This is a genomic window from Vibrio sp. Makdt (assembly GCF_027587015.1).
In the GTDB taxonomy this organism is placed as follows: Bacteria; Pseudomonadota; Gammaproteobacteria; order Enterobacterales; family Vibrionaceae; genus Vibrio; species Vibrio chagasii_B.
On sequence record NZ_JAPPTH010000006.1, the window covers coordinates 136703 to 154410 of the forward strand.

Genomic DNA, 17708 nt, shown 5'->3' on the forward strand with positions numbered 1-17708 from the left:
TTACCATCACTTCAACGATTAATATAGATACAAATTTATACGGAATTTAAAGAACTCATGGCAACGATGAACCATAAGAGACTCAGTGTACCACGCTTACTAACTCCAATTGCATTAGCAATTACATTGGCGGCTTGTTCTTCAGGTCCACAAGCACCAACAAGCGTAGATATTACACTAGATCCAGTGCAATCCACTGAAAGTTACATGATGCAGGCGGACAGTAGCAAAGGAAGCCTACAAAACGACTGGTTAATCATGGCGCTTAAAGCTTCTGTGCAAGCTGGCAAAACCGACCAAGCGACACTGCTTATCAAACGCTTAGCAAAACAAGAGCTCACTGAAGTTCAGCAAGCAGAATGGCAACTCGCTCGAGCTCAACTGTTGGTGAATAACTCACAGCCGGATCAAGCGTACAGCCAACTAAACTTCCAGCCTTGGTGGAAACTGCCAAACGAACAGTGGAAAGATTACCACGAGCTGCGTGCGAATATTTCAGAGATGCGAAGCGAGTATTTCGAGGCGAGTCGTGAACTTGTTCTTTATTCTGAGTACGCAGAAGATAACGACGAGATCCAACAACAAGCTGCAGATCGAATTTGGCAAAACCTAAATAGCTACTCTCAATATGAGATTCTGGAACTGAAGACGTCACCGACGGAAGACGTTTTAGCCGGTTGGTTACAGCTCGCTATTTACATGAAGACACTCAACTCGAACCTGCCAAACCTACAAGAAACCTTGTCTGATTGGTTAGCCGAGAATCCTCAGCATCCTGCTGCTACTTACACACCGCAAGCGATCACGGACATCTTAGCCTTAGAGATCAGCAAGCCAACCAGCACTGCATTGCTACTGCCGCTAACGGGTAAATATGGTAAGCAAGCACAACTGGTACGTGATGGTTTCATCTTTGCGATGATGAATGACAAAGAGCGCGAAGAAGATGCAACGCTGACGGTTATGGACACTAATGTTCAAAGTGCCGCTGAAATTAAAGCGACACTTGAAGAAAACAATGTTGATTTCATCGTTGGCCCGCTGATTAAGAGCAACATCACTAAGCTTCAGCAAGCGCAGAAAAATCACGAGAACTCGATTCCAGCTTTAGCTCTGAATATTCCAACTCAGCTAGAACCTGACACCAATATTTGTTACCTCGCTCTATCTCCTGAGCAAGAGGTTGCTCAAGCAGCGAAACACCTGTTTGCTCAAGGCTACAAATACCCACTAATTCTGGCTCCGAAGGGACGCCTTGGTGATCGTGTTGAGCAAGCGTTTAAAGAAGAGTGGAAGAAATACAGCAATAACGATGTGGCAATCAGCTTCTTCTCGGACAAACGCCAACTTCAACGCAACGTGAATCAAGTATTCGGTCTACAAGAGAGCCAACAGCGCATCGCGCAAATGGATAACCTACTTGATCTAGACCTAGAAACCGAGCCACGCAGTCGTCGTGATATCGATTCTGTCTACATCGTGGCGAAGAACTCAGAGCTAACGCTGATCAAGCCTTTCATTGAAGTTGCGATCAACCCAGATGCTAGCCAGCCAGCTCTGTTCTCTAACTCACGCAGTAATAGCGGCGACAAGCAGTATGAAGACCTAACAGGTGTATTCTACAGCGATATCCCACTGCTAGTTGAAAACAAAGGTGAGCTGAACAAAGAACTTAATGATCTATGGCCTGCACATTCAAACGGCCAGAAACGTCTGCAAGCGTTAGGTATGGATGCATACTACCTAATGGATGCACTACCACAGATGAAAGCCGTACAGGGTTACAGTATTCCGGGTGAAACTGGCGTGTTAACCATCGACAACAACTGTGTAGTACAACGTGAAATCAGCTGGGCAGAGCATGGGGCTTTTTAGCCGAACGTTCTTGTCCAAAGCAACGGTCACCCATAAACAAGTGGGTGATCAATACGAGGCCGTGGCAAAGGCCTATTTGACCCGCCACGGTTTATCGTTAATTCAACAAAACTTCATAGCAAAATGTGGCGAGATTGATCTTATAATGCGCCATAACAATACGATTGTGTTTGCCGAGGTAAAATACCGTAAGCAAACTCGCTACGGACATGCCGCTGAGATGGTGACAGCGAAGAAGTCACAAAGGCTACTCAAAACAGCCCAAGTGTGGCTGATGCAGCAAGGCTTGTCGGTACATTCCACAGATTTCAGGTTTGATATCATTGCCATTGAAGGGCCAGATGATCATATCAACTGGATTCAAAACGCGATTACCCAAGGATAAACATGCTAGACAGCATTAAAGAAAGTTTTACAGAAAGTATTCAAATCCAAATTGCGGCTGCAGAAGCACTACCAGATGCAATCACGCACGCCGCTCAAGCTATGGTTGCTACCTTGCTCAACGGAAACAAAATCCTATGTTGTGGTAATGGTGGATCCGCATCAAACGCTCAGCAATTTGTATCATGCCTACTTAACCGTTTTGAAACCGAGCGCCCTAGCCTACCAGCAATGGCCCTTACTGCTGATAACACCACGCTTACTGCGGTTGCAAACGACTACCACTACGAAGAGATCTTCTCTAAACAGGTGCGTGCGTTTGGTCAAACGGGTGATATTTTACTGGCTATCTCGACTAGCGGTAACAGCAAGAACATCATTAAAGCGATGGAAGCAGCGGTAACTCGTGACATGACTATCATCGCCTTTACCGGTAAAGATGGTGGTGAAATGGCAGGTTTGCTTGGTGAGCACGATGTAGAAATTCGTATCCCGTCACACCGCACAGCGCGCATTCATGAAGTGCATATGGTGACACTACACTGCCTATGTGACCTAATCGATCAAGTACTCTTCCCTGCTCACGAAGAGTGATATACGGAGCATCACAATGAAATCATTTACCTCTAAGACGCTATTGAAGCTGATTAGTGTTTCGCTACTTACACTATCTTTGTCTGGTTGTGCTGGCATTTTCATTGCTGGTGCAGCAACCACTGCAAACATTGTCACTGACACGCGAACCACTAAAGAGATTTGGAACGACAACAATATCGAATTTGAAGTCGCAGCCATCACTAACAAACAGCCATACCGTGGTAGCGTTCGTGTCACTGCCAGTTCTTACCGCGGCTCGGTGGTATTAATGGGCCAAGCAACAACAGATGCTGAACGCCGCTCTTTTGAGAGCCAAGCGAAAGATGTACCTGGCGTCGAAACGATTCACAATCAGATTCGCGTGAAAGAGCCTCTCTCTGTTAGCGCTATCAGCAAAGACAGCTGGATTACCACGAAAGTGAAATCGGCTCTGCTGGCTAACTCTGAGCTGAACGGCATCAAGGTGAAAGTCATCACTGAAGATTCAGAAGTATTCTTACTGGGCTTAGTATCTCGTGAACACGCAGATATCGCGACGGAAGTTGCACGCAACATTTCCGGTGTGAAGCAGGTAATCCGAGCATTTGAATACGGTGAAGAAGAGACAGCTGTTAACTAGCGATTAAGCTAAAACTGCAAAGAAATCAGCAGGTAACAGAAAAGAAAAAAGCAGCGATGAGTCGCTGCTTTTTATTGAGTCGTTACTTATAACTAACGTTATTTGATAACACGAAGGCTTGGACGACCTTTCGCCGGGCGAGGTGGCTCAGGATCTGAGTCTGGCTCTTCAGCTTCTGGTTCAACCGTTGCAACACTCAAAGATGGGCCTTTTTCTGGCTCTTCGAAAGGGCTTTCTTCAATCCCTTCTTCGAACGATTCCATGTAAGCCTCTTCAGGTTCAAACATGGTACCAGCACCATTCTCACGAGCGTAAATCGCTTGTACAGCATAAAGTGGAACGATCACAGAGTGAGGACGACCACTAAAACGAGCGCTAAACGTCACAGCTTCGTTACCCAGCTCAAGTTGTCCAACTGCACGAGGTGCGATGTTCAGAATGATCTGACCATCTTGAACAAACTCTTCTGGAACTCGCACGCCTGGCAGTGTTGCTTCAACTACAAGATGTGGAGTCAATTCGTTATCAACCAGCCAATCATAGAATGCACGAAGCATGTATGGTCGGCGTGGTGTCATATTTGAGATATCCATAACGCTTAGCGAACTAGTCGCATCTCGCGCTCAGCTTCCGTTAAAGAAGCTAGGAATGAATCACGTTCAAATACGCGGTTCATGTAAACTTTAAGCTCTTTAGAACCCGGGCCAATTAGCTCGATACCAAGCTCAGGTAAACGCCATAGTAGCGGAGCAAGGTAGCAATCGATTAGGCTAAATTCTTCGCTCATGAAGTACTCGTACTCTGCGAAGATAGGAGCTAGAGTCAGTAGATCGTTACGTAGTTTAGTACGTGCTGCTTCAGATTCTTCAGCATTGCCTTTAACGATCTTCTCTGCAACTGAGTACCAGTTGCGCTCAATACGGTACATCATTAGACGGCTATTACCACGAGCAACCGGGTATACAGGCATCAATGGTGGATGAGGAAAACGCTCATCTAGGTATTCCATGATGATCTTAGAGTCGTAAAGAGCAAGCTCACGATCAACAAGAGTTGGTACTGATTTGTACGGGTTCAGTTCAACAAGCTCTGCTGGAAGATTTTTTTCATCAACCAACTCAACTTCAACACTTACGCCTTTTTCAGCAAGAACGATGCGCACCTGATGGCTATACATATCAGAAGCACTTGAGAAAAGAGTCATTACAGAACGTTTATTGGCAGCTACAGCCATGGAGCCCTCCAGTACACTTTAAATAAAAACAATGGAGGCCTAAAGCCTCCATTGAACATTAACATAATTTGGGAATTAGCACGGTATTATAGCACAATTAGTGCACATCACGCCAATACTCTTTCTTCAGCAGAATCACAATGATAGTGAAGATTACTAAGAAAGCCATTACCCACCAACCTAGAGCATGACGCTCAAGTTGAACAGGGTCGCCCGAGTAAACTAGGAAGTTAACTAGGTCGCGAACCGCTTCATCGTATTCACCAGCACTCAGTTCACCAGAGCCATCAGTCTCAGTACCAACAACCACTGTTACTTCTTCGCCATCTACAATGTGAGTATCGTAGATTGGTGTAGGGATACCTTGCAGCTCTTCAAGAACGTGCGGCATACCAACACTTGGGAAAACAATGTTGTTCACGCCAAATGGACGAGACGGGTCTTCGTAGAAAGTGCGAAGGTACGTGTATAGCCAGTCAGCACCGCGAACACGAGCAACCAAAGTTAGGTCCGGTGGCGGAGCACCAAACCAGCTTGCCGCTTGCTCAGAAGGCATCGCATTAACCATTAGGTCACCAATTTTCGCTTCAGGGTCGAAAATCAGGTTTTCCTTCATTAGATCAACTGGGATCTCTAAGTCATTCGCAACACGCTCATAGCGTTGGTATTGCGTTGAGTGACAAGCAAAACAGTAGTTCATGAACATCTTAGCGCCATTTTGCAATGAAGCTTTGTCCGTTAAGTCATTGTTCGCTTTGTCTAATGGTACGTTTGCACCCGCTGCCATCACCAGTGACGGCAACATAGCAAATAAAATTACAATCCACTTTTTCATTTGAATGTCACCCTTTCTGGTAATGGTTTCGTCGCTTCATTTTTACTGTAGAACCACAGCAGAACGAAGAACATGAAGTAACCTAAGCTAAAGATTTGAGCTAGTAACGTGTATGTTGGTGTTGCTGGAAGCGCACCAAGTACACCAAGCGCAATAAAGCTTATTGTGAATTGGATTATGTTAATCAAATGCAGTTTGCTACGGTAACGGTAAGAACGCACTTTACAACGGTCGAACCATGGCAGTAGGAATAGCACAACAATCGATGCACCCATTGCTACAACACCTAGCAGCTTATCAGGAACCGCACGTAGGATTGCGTAGAACGGCGTGAAGTACCATACAGGAGCAATGTGCTCAGGTGTCTTCAGCGGGTTCGCAGCTTCAAAGTTTGGCGGCTCAAGGAAGAAACCACCCATCTCTGGGTTAAAGAACAGCACATAACAGAAGAAGAATAGGAAACCAGCAACACCAACCATATCTTTCACTGTCCCGTATGGGTGGAAAGGAATAGAGTCAATGATGTCGTATTTCTTAGTGTAATCTTTATGGAATGGGAACTGAGTTTTGTAGTCGTCGCCCATTGTGCCTTTAGGAAGCTTAGTCTCGATACCGTCTGGGTTGTTCGAACCCACTTCGTGCAGCGCTAGTACGTGAAGCACGATAAGCAGCAGAAGTACGATTGGTAGCGCGATAACGTGCAGTGCGAAGAAACGGTTCAACGTTGCACCAGAGATGATGTAATCACCACGGATCCAAAGCGTTAGGTCATCACCGATAACAGGAATCGCACCAAACAGAGAAATGATTACCTGAGCACCCCAGTAAGACATTTGACCCCATGGTAGTAGGTAACCCATGAAAGCCTCGGCCATAAGCACCAAGAAGATCAACATACCGAAGATCCAAAGTAGCTCACGAGGTTTTTGGTAAGAACCGTAGATTAGACCACGGAACATGTGCAGGTAGATAACAACGAAGAATGCCGAAGCACCTGTCGAGTGCATGTAACGTAGTAGCCAACCGTATTCCACATCACGCATGATGTATTCAACAGAAGCAAACGCACCCTCACCAGACGGTACGTAGTTCATTGTTAGCCAAATACCCGTAAGGATTTGGTTAACCAATACCAACATTGCCAAAGAACCGAAAAGGTACCAAAAGTTAAAGTTCTTAGGCATTGGGTATTCAGATAAGTGCTTTTTGTAAGCATTCATCGCGGGTATACGTTTTTCAACCCAGTCTAGTAGTCCTTGCATTATGCATCTCCCTCGTCAATACCGATCAGGATCTTGGTGTCGCTTAAATACATATGCTTTGGCACAACAAGGTTCAATGGTGCAGGTACGCCTTGGAATACTCGACCAGCCATGTCAAATTTCGAACCATGACACGGACAGAAGAAACCAGACTTAACACCTTGTACTTGTTCTGCGAAAGAATCAGGTAGGTAAGTCGGAGAACAACCTAAGTGCGTACAGAAACCAACAGCAACGAAGAATTCCGGCTTAATTGAACGGAATTCGTTCTGTGCGTATTCTGGCTGTTGTTCAGCTTCAGATTGAGGATCACGAAGTTGACCACCGATAGATTTTAGGTTTTCTAGTACCGACTCAGCACGACGTACAACCCATACAGGTTTACCTTGCCACTCGACACGAACCATTTGTCCCGGTTCTAACTTGCTGACTTCCACTTCCACCGGTGCACCCGCAGCTTTCGCCTTGGCACTCGGATTCCATGATTTAATAAAAGGCACGGCTACAGCAGCAGCTCCCAAACCACCAACAACGGCTGTTGTTGCGGTTAAGAAACGCCTGCGACCGTTATTTAAAGGCGCGTTGCTCATCCAAACATTCTCCCATTTGCTCCTTGTGGATTGAAATTATTCCGATTAAAGAGCATGGCTAACAAAATATGTATTTAGTTCTATTTATTGACGGCAAATGATAAATAAAACCCTACTTTTTGACAAGATAAAGCTACCTTTTTGTAACAATCATGAGGCAAAGCGCACATTGAGTTACAAAAGCTTTCAAAATACAAGAATTTGGAAATAAAACGAGAGGGGAAAAGCATTTAGCAGGGGGGAGAAAAACAAAAAGCCCGGCATATAGCCGAGCTTTGAACCACAATTCCAGTAATAAAACTGGGAGCGTGTACTTTTTCGTAAAGAAAAATTAACGCTTAGAGAATTGAGGTTTACGACGTGCTTTACGTAGACCAACTTTCTTACGTTCAACGCAACGAGCGTCACGAGTAACGTAGCCAGCTGCACGTAGAGCAGGACGTAGAGTTTCATCGTACTCCATAAGAGCGCGAGTGATACCGTGGCGGATTGCGCCAGCTTGACCAGAAATACCACCACCAGAAACAGTGATGTAAAGGTCAAGTTTCTCAGTTAGTTCAACTAGCTCAAGAGGTTGCTTAACAACCATACGAGAAGTTGGACGACCGAAGTAAACATCAAGGCTACGCTTGTTGATTACGATCTCACCAGAACCTGGTTTGATGAAAACACGAGCTGCTGAGCTTTTGCGACGACCAGTGCCGTAGTATTGATTCTCTGCCATTTTCATAATCCCCAATTAGATGTCTAGTACTTGTGGTTGTTGAGCAACATGGTTGTGCTCAGCACCAGCGTATACTTTTAGCTTACGGTACATAGCGCGGCCTAGAGGACCACGTGGAAGCATACCTTTAACAGCTAGTTCTAGAACCATTTCTGGTTTCTTGTCGATCAGCTTTTCGAAAGTGATAGACTTAAGACCACCTGGGAACTCAGAGTGACGGTAGTAAACCTTACCCTTAGCTTTGTTACCAGTTACAGCAACTTTCTCAGCGTTAACAACGATGATGTAATCACCAGTGTCTACGTGAGGAGTGTATTCTGCTTTGTGCTTACCACGAAGGCGAGAAGCGATTTCACTTGCTAGACGACCAAGAGTTTTACCTTCAGCGTCTACAACATACCAGTCGCGTTTTACAGTTTCTGGTTTAGCAACGAAAGTTTTCATGCTAATAATTACCTATTTAAAAAATTTACACTTAAGGAATACTCGCGTATTCCCACTGTCTAAGAGTCACCATTCATCACCCCTTCGAGTGTTGGAAAACTCTTGGCATAACGTGATTTAACTCATCGTTAGAGGCCCGCAGTAACGGTAGGTCGCAGGATTATAGAGAAGAGCGAAGAAAAAATCACCTCTTTTTGAACAAAATCACGATTTTTTTATTTCTACTTCTCAATCGAGATAATCCTAGCTAACTCAAGTGCTCTTTTGCTAAATATTCATGGCTCTGCATTTCAATTAAACGCGACTGACAACGTTTAAACTCGAACTCTAGCTGGCCGTGGGTATATAAATTTTCAAGCTCTACTTCCGCAGAAATAATCAGCTTTACATTGCGCTCATAGAACTCGTCCACTAGTGCGATAAAACGTCTTGCTGCGTCATCGGAAGTCGCGCCCATTTGTAGTACATCAGCCAAGAGAACCGTGTGGTAAACGCGCGACAGTTCAATATAATCATTCTGGCTTCGAGCCGACTGACAAAGCTGAGCAAAAGTACCATGCAATACACCATCGCTTGCTTCAATAACGTCTAACTGACGATGATTCACTTCAATTTGCTTGAGTCTCTCTTTATCTTCCCCAACCAGTTGGTTGTAGTACTTCTCAAGATTGATGTTCGCTTGGCTATCGAGTGGAAAGTGGTATATCTCAGCCTGCTCTAGGGTACGTAGACGATAATCAATGCCACTATCAACATTGAGAATATGGCAGTTGTCTTGAATCAGCTTAATCGCTGGCAAGAAACGCGCACGCTGCAGACCATTACGATACAGGTCAGCAGGCGGAATGTTCGAGGTTGCAACCAAGATAACGTTTCGTGCGAACAACTCTTGGAATAAGGTACCTAAGATCATCGCATCGGTGATATCGGAAACGAAAAACTCATCGAAACAGATAATATAAGCCTCTTGCTTCAATTTATCAGCAACCAAAGGCAGTGGATCGCTGACATTGCCCAACGCCTTCAATTCATCATGTACTCGATACATAAAGCGGTGAAAGTGAACTCGCATTTTTTTAGTGGTCGGTAAGGCATCGTAGAACGTATCCATAAGGTAGGTTTTACCGCGCCCTACGCCACCCCAAAAGTAGAGACCTTTCGGTGGTGTCGGTAGCTCTGGCTGCTTACCGAGCAATTTCTGGAATCGAGTCAATTGAGGAATGGGAGTATTTACGTAATCTTGGAACTGATGAAAGAGTTCATCTAAAGATTTTACGGCTTGCTCTTGCGCTGGATCTCTTTGAAATCCATGCTCTTTTATATCTTGTTCGTATTTTTGGACGGGATTCATGACGACATTTCCACAATGAAAGCGATATCAGACAGCGAATAAAATTAAGTTCAAACAGTAAGAGACGTGACATTAAGCGGTGAATAATGCAGCATTAAACTGCTAAGTAGCGCACATGCATTTCTCTTTATACTGCGGCTTTCTCATAGTACCATGGAGCCGTAGCACGTGTAACTAAGCAGTAACAAACATGTTAAAAAACAATAATAAGGAGCTGTTATGCCTTGGATGTATGCCATTGCCGGTTTACTAGTCGGAGTTATTTTAGGGGTCGCTATTTCTCGTCTTATGACACCTGAATACAAGAAGCAAAAGAACGTACAGAAAGAATTGGATAGCGCAAAGTTTGCCCTTGAGCAGCAGCGACAAGAGCTGGCTGATCACTTTGCGAAATCAGCAGAGATGTTGGACACCTTAGGTAAGGACTACACAAAACTGTACCAACACATGGAAAAAACCAGCTCAGAGCTAATCCCTAATTTGCCAGAGCAAGACAACCCGTTTGTGAAGACAGCGGCTGCCCATTCAGAGAAGCCACAAGAAAAGTCGGCAACCAAAGAAGCAGCACTGGAAGAGCAACCTAAAGATTACGCCAATGGTGCAACCGGTTTGTTTACTGAACACAAGAAAGAAATCATTGATGCTCCAGATGTAGTCACAGCAAAAGCATCATAAACATTTAACACTTAGGTGAACTTTACAAAGGTTTTTGAGTCATAACTTTCACTCAGGTCATTTGAAACTTCTCATACGTATCACACGTAATGAGAGGGGTAAGACCTTAACTAGAGAGGAGTTTATGATGAAAAAACCTTTGCTTGCTTTATCAGTACTGACCTTAAGCTTAAGTTCAATCATCACCCCGATTCAAGCAACCGCCGCACTACCATTAAGTGTAGGTAATGAACAATTACCAAGCCTTGCACCTATGCTCGAACAAGTGACCCCCGCTGTGGTTAGTATTGCCGTTGAAGGCAAACAGGTACAACGTCAGCAAATCCCTGAACAATTCCAATTCTTTTTTGGCCCGGAACAAACTCGTGAGCGTCCATTTCGCGGGTTAGGCTCTGGCGTGATCATTGACGCCCAAAAAGGCCATATCGTCACCAACTACCATGTAATTGATGGTGCTGACGATATCAAAGTAAGACTTTATGACGGTCGAGAATACGATGCCGAGCTTATCGGCGGTGACCAGATGTCCGATATTGCCCTCTTGAAACTCGAAAAAGCCAAGAACCTAACTCAGATAAAACTCGCAGACTCCGATAAGTTGAGAGTGGGTGATTTCACTGTCGCGATTGGTAACCCGTTTGGACTTGGCCAGACCGTAACATCTGGCATCGTTTCTGCACTTGGACGAAGCGGCCTCAACCTCGAGAACTTTGAAAACTTCATTCAAACCGATGCCGCTATCAACAGCGGTAACTCAGGTGGTGCGCTAGTCAACCTCAACGGTGAGCTAATTGGTATCAACACTGCCATCCTTGGCCCTAACGGAGGTAATGTCGGTATCGGCTTTGCAATTCCATCCAACATGATGAAAAACCTGACAGAACAGATTATCGATTTCGGTGAAGTTAAACGCGGCATGCTTGGCGTTCAAGGTGGTGAGATCACCTCAGAGCTTGCAGATGCATTAGGTTATGAATCCAGCAAAGGCGCCTTCGTTAGCCAAGTTGTGCCAGACAGTGCCGCTGATGACGCTGGATTAAAAGCGGGTGACATTATCGTCTCTATTAATGGTAAACGCATCGATACCTTCAGCGAGTTAAGAGCAAAAGTCGCAACGCTCGGTGCAGGCAAAGAGATCGAGTTAGGTGTCGTTCGCGATGGTAAGAATAAAACCTTCGATGTCACGCTTGGTGAGTCAACCAATAGCAAAACCAAAGCCGAGAAGCTTCACGAAGGGCTAACTGGCGCCGAGCTGACCAACACCACTAGCAATGACCCTGCAGCAGGCGTGAAAGTATCAAGCGTCGCTCAAGGTTCACCGGCGGAAGCTTATCAGCTCCAGAAAGATGACATCATCATCGGAGTGAACCGCCAGCCCGTTAAGAACCTTGCCGAGTTTAGAGCGATCGTTGAAAAACAACCTGGTGTATTAGCACTCAATATCCAGCGAGATGACAGAACCATCTACCTCGTAATTCGCTAGCGAGTTCGTCAGCACAAGCACAGGGAGACTGAGTAAGTTTGCTTTAAACTTACTCAGTCTCCCTTTTCTTTAGATGAATCAAAATGCTATGCTTCACAAGTAAATCAAACTAGTCACCCATGCGTGGAGGCTCAATACCTTACCTGTCGAAGAGGGAAACATGCTGGCCTTTCTATTTCGTTCTATCTCCCTTGGACTCGTTTCAGCGGCGCTGATTCTTCTTGCCTTTCCTAGCTTAAGGCCAGCCATTGTTGCAGATGTGACTAGCCCTAAAGTCGATAATATTGGCTCTCTTCAGATTTCATTTAATCAAGCGGTACGCCGCGCTGCGCCTGCTGTGGTGAATATTTACAGCCGTAAATACGCAGAAAGTGATCGTAACAAACTACTGACTCAAGGTTTGGGTTCGGGGGTTATTGTCAGCGAAAAAGGCTACATCATTACCAACTTCCACGTAGTTGCTCAAGCTGACCAAATTGTTGTCGCACTTCAAGATGGCCGAGTAGCAGCAGCGCAACTTGTCGGTTCAGACAAGCGCACCGATATCGCGATACTGAGAGTCAGCGGTGATAACCTACCGGTGATCCCACTCAACCCGAACTACAAAGCCAACGTCGGTGATGTGGTACTGGCTATCGGTAACCCATACAACCTAGGTCAAACCACCACCTTTGGCATCATCTCCGCGACTGGCCGCTCTTCAATCAGCGCTGACGGTCATCAAGCCTTTATTCAGACTGATGCGGCGATCAATGAAGGTAACTCTGGAGGTGCTCTGGTTAACTCTCAGGGTGAGTTAGTCGGCATCAATACCGCCTCTTTCCAACAAGCGACCGACATGGAAACCTACGGTATTTCATTTGCTATCCCCTACCCACTTGCCAATAAAATCATGGAGAAGATCATTGCTGATGGTCGTGTGATTCGCGGTTATATCGGTATCGATGGGCAAGATATCAACTCAGTCACCTCTCGCATGTTGGGTACTAAGAATATCGGTGGGATTGTGGTGTTGGGTATCGATCCAAATGGCCCGGCTGCGGATGCAGGTTTTGAAGCTCAAGATATTATTGTCAGCATCAACAATAATCAGGTGAATGGTCGCCAGAGCGTGATGGATATCGTTACCGATCTACGCCCAGGTACGGTGATCGATGTTGGCATCTTGCGCCAAGGTGAAAATAAGACTCTCAAAGTGACGATTGCTGAAGATACTCGCCTGTAGAGCAAACGCTAAAAGTAAGCGATTCAAAACAACTGACAGACAAATACAAAAAACCCAGCTCACAGGCTGGGTTTTCTTTTATCCGAAGATAGCATCAAATGTCTTTACGATTCACTTAGCTCTTCGATATCAATGCGAGTCACACGCTGTAGGCCTCTTGGCAGTAGACCGCCACGACGACCACGTTCACCACGGAAGTTTTCAAGGTCAGCCGGTTTCAAGCCAAGTTTACGTTTACCCGCGTAGATGGTCAGCGTTGCATTCTCAGGAATAGCCATCAGGTGCGATACAAACTCTTCACGCTCTTTAGCCTTCGCAGAAGGAATGTTGATGATCTTGTTACCCTTACCTTTGCTCAATTGAGGTAGGTCTTTTATTGGGAACAACAACATGCGGCCTTGGTTGGTAATCGCTAAAATCTGGTTACTTTCCAAATCAGCAATCGGACTAGGCGCCATCACTTCTGAAGATTGCGGCAGGTTAACCAGAGCTTTACCGCTCTTGTTCTTAGACAGCAGATCGCTACCCTTACAAACAAAGCCGTAACCAGCATCAGAGCCAACTAACCATAGCTGTTCATCTTCTCCCATCACCACTTGGCGAATAGAGGTGCCTGCGCTTATGTTCAAGCGACCGGTAATCGGCTCACCTTGACTTCGCGCAGATGGTAATGAATGAGACTCAAGGGAGTAGCTTCGGCCATCACTGCCAAGGAACACCGCTTGTTGATTACTCTTACCCTTAGCGCTCGCTAGGAATTTATCGCCCGATTTGTAGTTCAGGCCTTCAGCGTCAACCTCATGCCCTTTCGCATGACGAATCCAACCTTTCTCAGACAGCACAACAGTAATTGGTTCGCTAGGTACCAAATCACGCTCAGTCATCGCTTTTGCTTCAGCACGTTCAACTAATGGAGAACGACGGTCATCACCGTATTTATCGGCGTCAGCTTGAATTTCTTTCTTGATAAGTGTGTTTAGACGACGCTCAGAGCCCAGTAGCTTCTCTAGCTTCTCACGCTCTTTCTCTAGTTCATCTTGCTCGCCGCGGATTTTCATCTCTTCCAGCTTAGCAAGGTGACGAAGTTTAGTATCAAGGATAGCGTCAGCTTGAATTTCCGTAATACCAAAGCGCTCCATCAGAACCGCTTTAGGGTCATCCTCAGTTCGGATGATCTCAATTACTTCATCAAGGTTGAGGTAAGCAACCAGCAAACCTTCCAAGATGTGTAGGCGAGCTAGTACTTTATCTAAACGGTGTTGCAGACGACGGCGAACCGTTGTGCGACGGAACTCAATCCACTCTTTCAGAATTTGAACTAGGCCTTTAACTTGAGGGCGATTGTCTAAGCCAATCATGTTCAAGTTAACACGGAAGTTCTTCTCAAGATCTGTCGAAGCAAATAGGTGACTCATCAGTTGATCACAATCGATACGATTCGAACGAGGCACCACTACGATACGTGTTGGGTTCTCGTGATCGGATTCATCACGCAAGTCATCAACCATTGGCAGCTTCTTAGCACGCATTTGGTTAGCTATTTGCTCAAGTAGCTTAGCGCCCGATACTTGGTGAGGCAGAGCTGTGATAACAATATCAGAGCCTTCTTTGTGCCAAACCGCACGCATTTTGATGCTGCCACGACCCGTTTTGTAGATCTTTTCGATATCCGACTTCGGAGAAATAATCTCAGCTTCTGTTGGATAGTCAGGGCCTTGGACGCTTTCCATGATCTCTGATAGCTCAGCTTTCGGGCTATCGATTAGCTTAATCGTCGCATCAGCAATTTCACGCACGTTATGTGGTGGGATATCAGTTGCCATACCTACTGCAATACCAGTAATACCGTTAAGTAGGATATGAGGAAGACGCGCTGGCAACATTTGTGGCTCTTTCATGGTGCCATCAAAGTTTGGTTGCCACTCAACAGTGCCTTGGCCTAATTCACCAAGCAGTACCTCAGCAAACTTAGACAGTTTCGCTTCGGTATAACGCATCGCTGCGAATGATTTCGGGTCATCGGGAGCACCCCAGTTACCTTGACCATCTACCAATGGGTAGCGGTAAGAGAACGGCTGTGCCATCAGTACCATAGCTTCGTAACAAGCAGAGTCACCGTGCGGGTGATACTTACCTAGTACGTCACCAACGGTACGTGCTGATTTCTTATATTTCGAAGCGGCAGATAAACCAAGCTCAGACATCGCATAGATAATACGACGCTGTACAGGCTTAAGGCCGTCACCGATATAAGGCAATGCACGATCCATGATCACGTACATTGAGTAGTTTAAGTAGGCGTCTTCGGTGAACTTGCGCATTGGCAATTGTTCAACGCCATCAAATGTAATTTCGTTAGACATCCATTATACCTCGGCCATATCACCGTTAGTCTGTAGCCATGTACGGCGATCATCAGCGCGTTTTTTACCTAGCAGCATGTCCATCATCTCAAGTGTCGCTTCGTTATCGTCAATGGTTAATTGAACAAGGCGACGAGTATTTGGATCCATGGTGGTTTCACGTAGCTGAAGTGGGTTCATCTCACCCAGACCTTTGAATCGTTGTACGTTGATTTTGGATTTCTTCTTAGACAGACGCTCAAGTACGCCATCTTTCTCATCGTCATCCAGTGCGTAGAACACCTCTTTACCACAGTCGATACGATACAGTGGCGGCATTGCTACATAGATATGACCCGCTTCAACAAGTGCGCTGAAGTGACGAGTGAATAGTGCACATAGTAGTGTCGCGATATGAAGTCCATCCGAGTCCGCATCGGCAAGGATACAGATCTTACCGTAACGCAGGCCTGATAAATCGTCGTTGTCTGGGTCAATACCCAAAGCCACTGAGATATCGTGAACCTCTTGAGAAGCCAATACTTGGTCTGCAGACACTTCCCATGTATTTAGGATTTTACCGCGCAATGGCATTACTGCTTGGAACTCACGATCGCGAGCTTGCTTAGCAGAACCACCCGCCGAGTCCCCTTCCACGAAGAAGATTTCAGTGCGATTCAAATCTTGTACCGAACAGTCGGTTAGTTTACCTGGTAGTGCAGGGCCAGACGCGACTTTCTTACGCACTACTTTCTTACTCGCACGCATACGACGGTGCGCATTCGCAATACAAGCTTCAGCTAACTGCTCCGCCAGTTGTGGTTTTTCATTCAACCACAGGCTGAAGGCATCTTTTACAACACCAGAAACAAATGCTGCGGTTTGACGAGAAGATAAACGCTCTTTTGTTTGACCTGCAAACTGAGGGTCTTGCATCTTCACCGATAGCACGTATGAACAGCGGTCAAAGATGTCATCACCCGTTAGCTTAACGCCACGTGGTAATAGATTACGGAATTCACAGAACTCACGCATTGCATCCAATAGACCTTGGCGCAGACCATTTACGTGTGTACCGCCTTGTTTAGTCGGTACCAAGTTCACGTAACTCTCAGTGATCATGTCGCCGCCTTCTGGCTGCCAAATGATCGCCCAGTTAGCCATTTCCGTTTCAGCAACGAATTCACCGACATAAGGCTCTTCAGGCAACAGGGTGTAACCTTTCACGCCTTCAGCAAGATAGTCTTTTAGACCATCTTCATAGAACCATTTGTGTTCTTCATTGTTCACTTTGTCGCTAAAGGTGATTTCTAACCCCGGGCAAAGTACCGCTTTCGCACGTAAATTGTTGATTAGGCGAAGCGTTGAAAACTTAGAGCTATCGAAGTATTTAGGGTCAGGCCAGAAGTGTACTGATGTACCACTGTTGCGATGACCACAAGTGCCTGTAACCGTCAGTTCAGTAACCGCTTTACCATGCTCTAGAGCGATTTCATGAACTTGACCTTCACGGCGAACCGTAACCTCAACACGCTTAGACAGGGCGTTTACTACCGAGATACCTACACCGTGCAAACCACCAGAAAACTTGTAGTTGTTGTTCGAGAACTTACCACCAGAGTGGAGCTTGGTTAGGATCAGCTCGACACCTGAGATACCTTTCTCAGGGTGGATATCGACAGGCATACCACGGCCATCATCGGTAACTTCTAATGATTGGTCTGCATGAAGCACAACTTTGATTTTCTTAGCGTGTCCCGCTAGAGCTTCATCGACCGAGTTATCAATGACTTCTTGGGCAAGGTGGTTCGGTCTTTCTGTCTCGGTATACATACCTGGGCGGTGTCGCACAGGGTCGAGACCTTCAAGTACCTCGAGGTCTTTTGCATTATATTGTTCAGTCATAATACGGAGTTTACTCAAAAAGTTTGCGTCAGTTCGCTGGCTCCAGTTTCACTAAAGCAGAATCATTACTATGAACCGTCATAGCAGAGCGAACGAGCGAAGTATTGGGGAATATAGTCTGGAAGCTGAGTAATGATGTCAAGCTAGTTCAAAAACTAAGACA

Annotated in this window: 17 protein-coding genes; 7 read left to right on the plus strand and 10 right to left on the minus strand. The window is 45.7% G+C overall.

The window, feature by feature from the left end; genetic code table 11:
* Positions 1 to 57 precede the first annotated feature (57 nt).
* Genes OH460_RS09800 through OH460_RS09815 form a run of 4 tightly spaced genes read left to right on the plus strand, consistent with a single transcriptional unit; the run spans position 58 to position 3475 of the window.
* Positions 58 to 1875: a penicillin-binding protein activator gene (locus OH460_RS09800; protein ID WP_269996956.1), complete on the plus strand. Its 1818-nt coding sequence runs from the start codon at positions 58 to 60 to the stop codon at positions 1873 to 1875.
* Positions 1862 to 2260 (plus strand): YraN family protein, encoded by a 399-nt coding sequence (locus tag OH460_RS09805; protein WP_061033384.1) that lies wholly within the window; start codon positions 1862 to 1864, stop codon positions 2258 to 2260. The genes OH460_RS09800 and OH460_RS09805 overlap by 14 nt, the downstream gene beginning before the upstream one ends.
* Before the next feature lie 2 nt (positions 2261 to 2262).
* On the plus strand, positions 2263 to 2853 hold the full coding sequence (locus tag OH460_RS09810) for a phosphoheptose isomerase (RefSeq protein ID WP_004729817.1): 591 nt from the start codon (positions 2263 to 2265) through the stop codon (positions 2851 to 2853).
* A gap of 16 nt (positions 2854 to 2869) precedes the next feature.
* The gene (locus OH460_RS09815; protein ID WP_171730860.1) at positions 2870 to 3475 is read left to right on the plus strand and encodes a BON domain-containing protein; all 606 of its coding nucleotides are present in this window, start codon (positions 2870 to 2872) and stop codon (positions 3473 to 3475) included.
* A gap of 98 nt (positions 3476 to 3573) precedes the next feature.
* On the opposite strand, the gene sspB is transcribed toward OH460_RS09815, so the two are convergent.
* From sspB to zapE, 8 genes are all read right to left on the minus strand, one after another.
* Positions 3574 to 4068 carry a ClpXP protease specificity-enhancing factor gene (sspB, locus tag OH460_RS09820; RefSeq protein WP_061033386.1) on the minus strand — a complete coding sequence of 165 codons (495 nt, stop codon included), beginning with the start codon at positions 4066 to 4068 and terminating at the stop codon, positions 3574 to 3576.
* Between the two features lie 5 nt (positions 4069 to 4073).
* Complete coding sequence (sspA, locus tag OH460_RS09825) at positions 4074 to 4709, minus strand: stringent starvation protein SspA (protein WP_004740754.1); 636 nt, start codon at positions 4707 to 4709, stop codon at positions 4074 to 4076.
* A gap of 97 nt (positions 4710 to 4806) precedes the next feature.
* Complete coding sequence (locus tag OH460_RS09830) at positions 4807 to 5544, minus strand: cytochrome c1 (protein WP_269996957.1); 738 nt, start codon at positions 5542 to 5544, stop codon at positions 4807 to 4809.
* The gene (locus OH460_RS09835) at positions 5541 to 6806 is read right to left on the minus strand and encodes a cytochrome b (RefSeq protein ID WP_008223666.1); all 1266 of its coding nucleotides are present in this window, start codon (positions 6804 to 6806) and stop codon (positions 5541 to 5543) included. The genes OH460_RS09830 and OH460_RS09835 overlap by 4 nt, the downstream gene beginning before the upstream one ends.
* A complete protein-coding gene (petA, locus tag OH460_RS09840; protein WP_004740757.1) occupies positions 6806 to 7396 on the minus strand; it encodes a ubiquinol-cytochrome c reductase iron-sulfur subunit in 591 nt (196 codons plus the stop codon). Before petA ends, OH460_RS09835 begins: the two co-directional genes overlap by 1 nt.
* Before the next feature lie 331 nt (positions 7397 to 7727).
* Positions 7728 to 8120 carry a 30S ribosomal protein S9 gene (rpsI, locus tag OH460_RS09845; RefSeq protein ID WP_004740758.1) on the minus strand — a complete coding sequence of 131 codons (393 nt, stop codon included), beginning with the start codon at positions 8118 to 8120 and terminating at the stop codon, positions 7728 to 7730.
* Between the two features lie 15 nt (positions 8121 to 8135).
* Positions 8136 to 8564 carry a 50S ribosomal protein L13 gene (gene rplM, locus OH460_RS09850; protein WP_004740759.1) on the minus strand — a complete coding sequence of 143 codons (429 nt, stop codon included), beginning with the start codon at positions 8562 to 8564 and terminating at the stop codon, positions 8136 to 8138.
* A 247-nt stretch (positions 8565 to 8811) separates the two neighbouring features.
* The gene (zapE, locus tag OH460_RS09855; protein ID WP_269996958.1) at positions 8812 to 9915 is read right to left on the minus strand and encodes a cell division protein ZapE; all 1104 of its coding nucleotides are present in this window, start codon (positions 9913 to 9915) and stop codon (positions 8812 to 8814) included.
* 219 nt (positions 9916 to 10134) lie between these two features.
* On the opposite strand from zapE, the gene zapG reads away from it, so the two are divergent.
* The 3 genes from zapG (at position 10135) to degS (ending at position 13298) form a co-directional block, all read left to right on the plus strand.
* The gene (gene zapG / locus OH460_RS09860) at positions 10135 to 10590 is read left to right on the plus strand and encodes a Z-ring associated protein ZapG (RefSeq protein WP_061033389.1); all 456 of its coding nucleotides are present in this window, start codon (positions 10135 to 10137) and stop codon (positions 10588 to 10590) included.
* A 127-nt stretch (positions 10591 to 10717) separates the two neighbouring features.
* On the plus strand, positions 10718 to 12073 hold the full coding sequence (locus OH460_RS09865; RefSeq protein WP_269997023.1) for a DegQ family serine endoprotease: 1356 nt from the start codon (positions 10718 to 10720) through the stop codon (positions 12071 to 12073).
* A 160-nt stretch (positions 12074 to 12233) separates the two neighbouring features.
* Positions 12234 to 13298 (plus strand): outer membrane-stress sensor serine endopeptidase DegS, encoded by a 1065-nt coding sequence (gene degS, locus OH460_RS09870; RefSeq protein WP_061033391.1) that lies wholly within the window; start codon positions 12234 to 12236, stop codon positions 13296 to 13298.
* 104 nt (positions 13299 to 13402) lie between these two features.
* Here the strand turns inward: degS and parC are convergent, their stop codons facing one another.
* Positions 13403 to 15661 carry a DNA topoisomerase IV subunit A gene (gene parC / locus OH460_RS09875; protein ID WP_269996959.1) on the minus strand — a complete coding sequence of 753 codons (2259 nt, stop codon included), beginning with the start codon at positions 15659 to 15661 and terminating at the stop codon, positions 13403 to 13405.
* Between the two features lie 3 nt (positions 15662 to 15664).
* The gene (gene parE, locus OH460_RS09880; protein WP_008222567.1) at positions 15665 to 17545 is read right to left on the minus strand and encodes a DNA topoisomerase IV subunit B; all 1881 of its coding nucleotides are present in this window, start codon (positions 17543 to 17545) and stop codon (positions 15665 to 15667) included.
* Positions 17546 to 17708: the final 163 nt, after the last annotated feature.

What these genes read in the sequence shown, in the direction of transcription:
- OH460_RS09800 (WP_269996956.1), top strand. Translation starts at nt 58, where the DNA reads ATGGCAACGATGAACCATAAGAGACTCAGTGTACCACGCTTACTAACT.
- OH460_RS09805 (WP_061033384.1), top strand. Translation starts at nt 1,862, where the DNA reads ATGGGGCTTTTTAGCCGAACGTTCTTGTCCAAAGCAACGGTCACCCAT.
- OH460_RS09810 (WP_004729817.1), top strand. Translation starts at nt 2,263, where the DNA reads ATGCTAGACAGCATTAAAGAAAGTTTTACAGAAAGTATTCAAATCCAA.
- OH460_RS09815 (WP_171730860.1), top strand. Translation starts at nt 2,870, where the DNA reads ATGAAATCATTTACCTCTAAGACGCTATTGAAGCTGATTAGTGTTTCG.
- sspB (WP_061033386.1), bottom strand. Translation starts at nt 4,068, where the DNA reads ATGGATATCTCAAATATGACACCACGCCGACCATACATGCTTCGTGCA.
- sspA (WP_004740754.1), bottom strand. Translation starts at nt 4,709, where the DNA reads ATGGCTGTAGCTGCCAATAAACGTTCTGTAATGACTCTTTTCTCAAGT.
- OH460_RS09830 (WP_269996957.1), bottom strand. Translation starts at nt 5,544, where the DNA reads ATGAAAAAGTGGATTGTAATTTTATTTGCTATGTTGCCGTCACTGGTG.
- OH460_RS09835 (WP_008223666.1), bottom strand. Translation starts at nt 6,806, where the DNA reads ATGCAAGGACTACTAGACTGGGTTGAAAAACGTATACCCGCGATGAAT.
- petA (WP_004740757.1), bottom strand. Translation starts at nt 7,396, where the DNA reads ATGAGCAACGCGCCTTTAAATAACGGTCGCAGGCGTTTCTTAACCGCA.
- rpsI (WP_004740758.1), bottom strand. Translation starts at nt 8,120, where the DNA reads ATGGCAGAGAATCAATACTACGGCACTGGTCGTCGCAAAAGCTCAGCA.
- rplM (WP_004740759.1), bottom strand. Translation starts at nt 8,564, where the DNA reads ATGAAAACTTTCGTTGCTAAACCAGAAACTGTAAAACGCGACTGGTAT.
- zapE (WP_269996958.1), bottom strand. Translation starts at nt 9,915, where the DNA reads ATGAATCCCGTCCAAAAATACGAACAAGATATAAAAGAGCATGGATTT.
- zapG (WP_061033389.1), top strand. Translation starts at nt 10,135, where the DNA reads ATGCCTTGGATGTATGCCATTGCCGGTTTACTAGTCGGAGTTATTTTA.
- OH460_RS09865 (WP_269997023.1), top strand. Translation starts at nt 10,718, where the DNA reads ATGAAAAAACCTTTGCTTGCTTTATCAGTACTGACCTTAAGCTTAAGT.
- degS (WP_061033391.1), top strand. Translation starts at nt 12,234, where the DNA reads ATGCTGGCCTTTCTATTTCGTTCTATCTCCCTTGGACTCGTTTCAGCG.
- parC (WP_269996959.1), bottom strand. Translation starts at nt 15,661, where the DNA reads ATGTCTAACGAAATTACATTTGATGGCGTTGAACAATTGCCAATGCGC.
- parE (WP_008222567.1), bottom strand. Translation starts at nt 17,545, where the DNA reads ATGACTGAACAATATAATGCAAAAGACCTCGAGGTACTTGAAGGTCTC.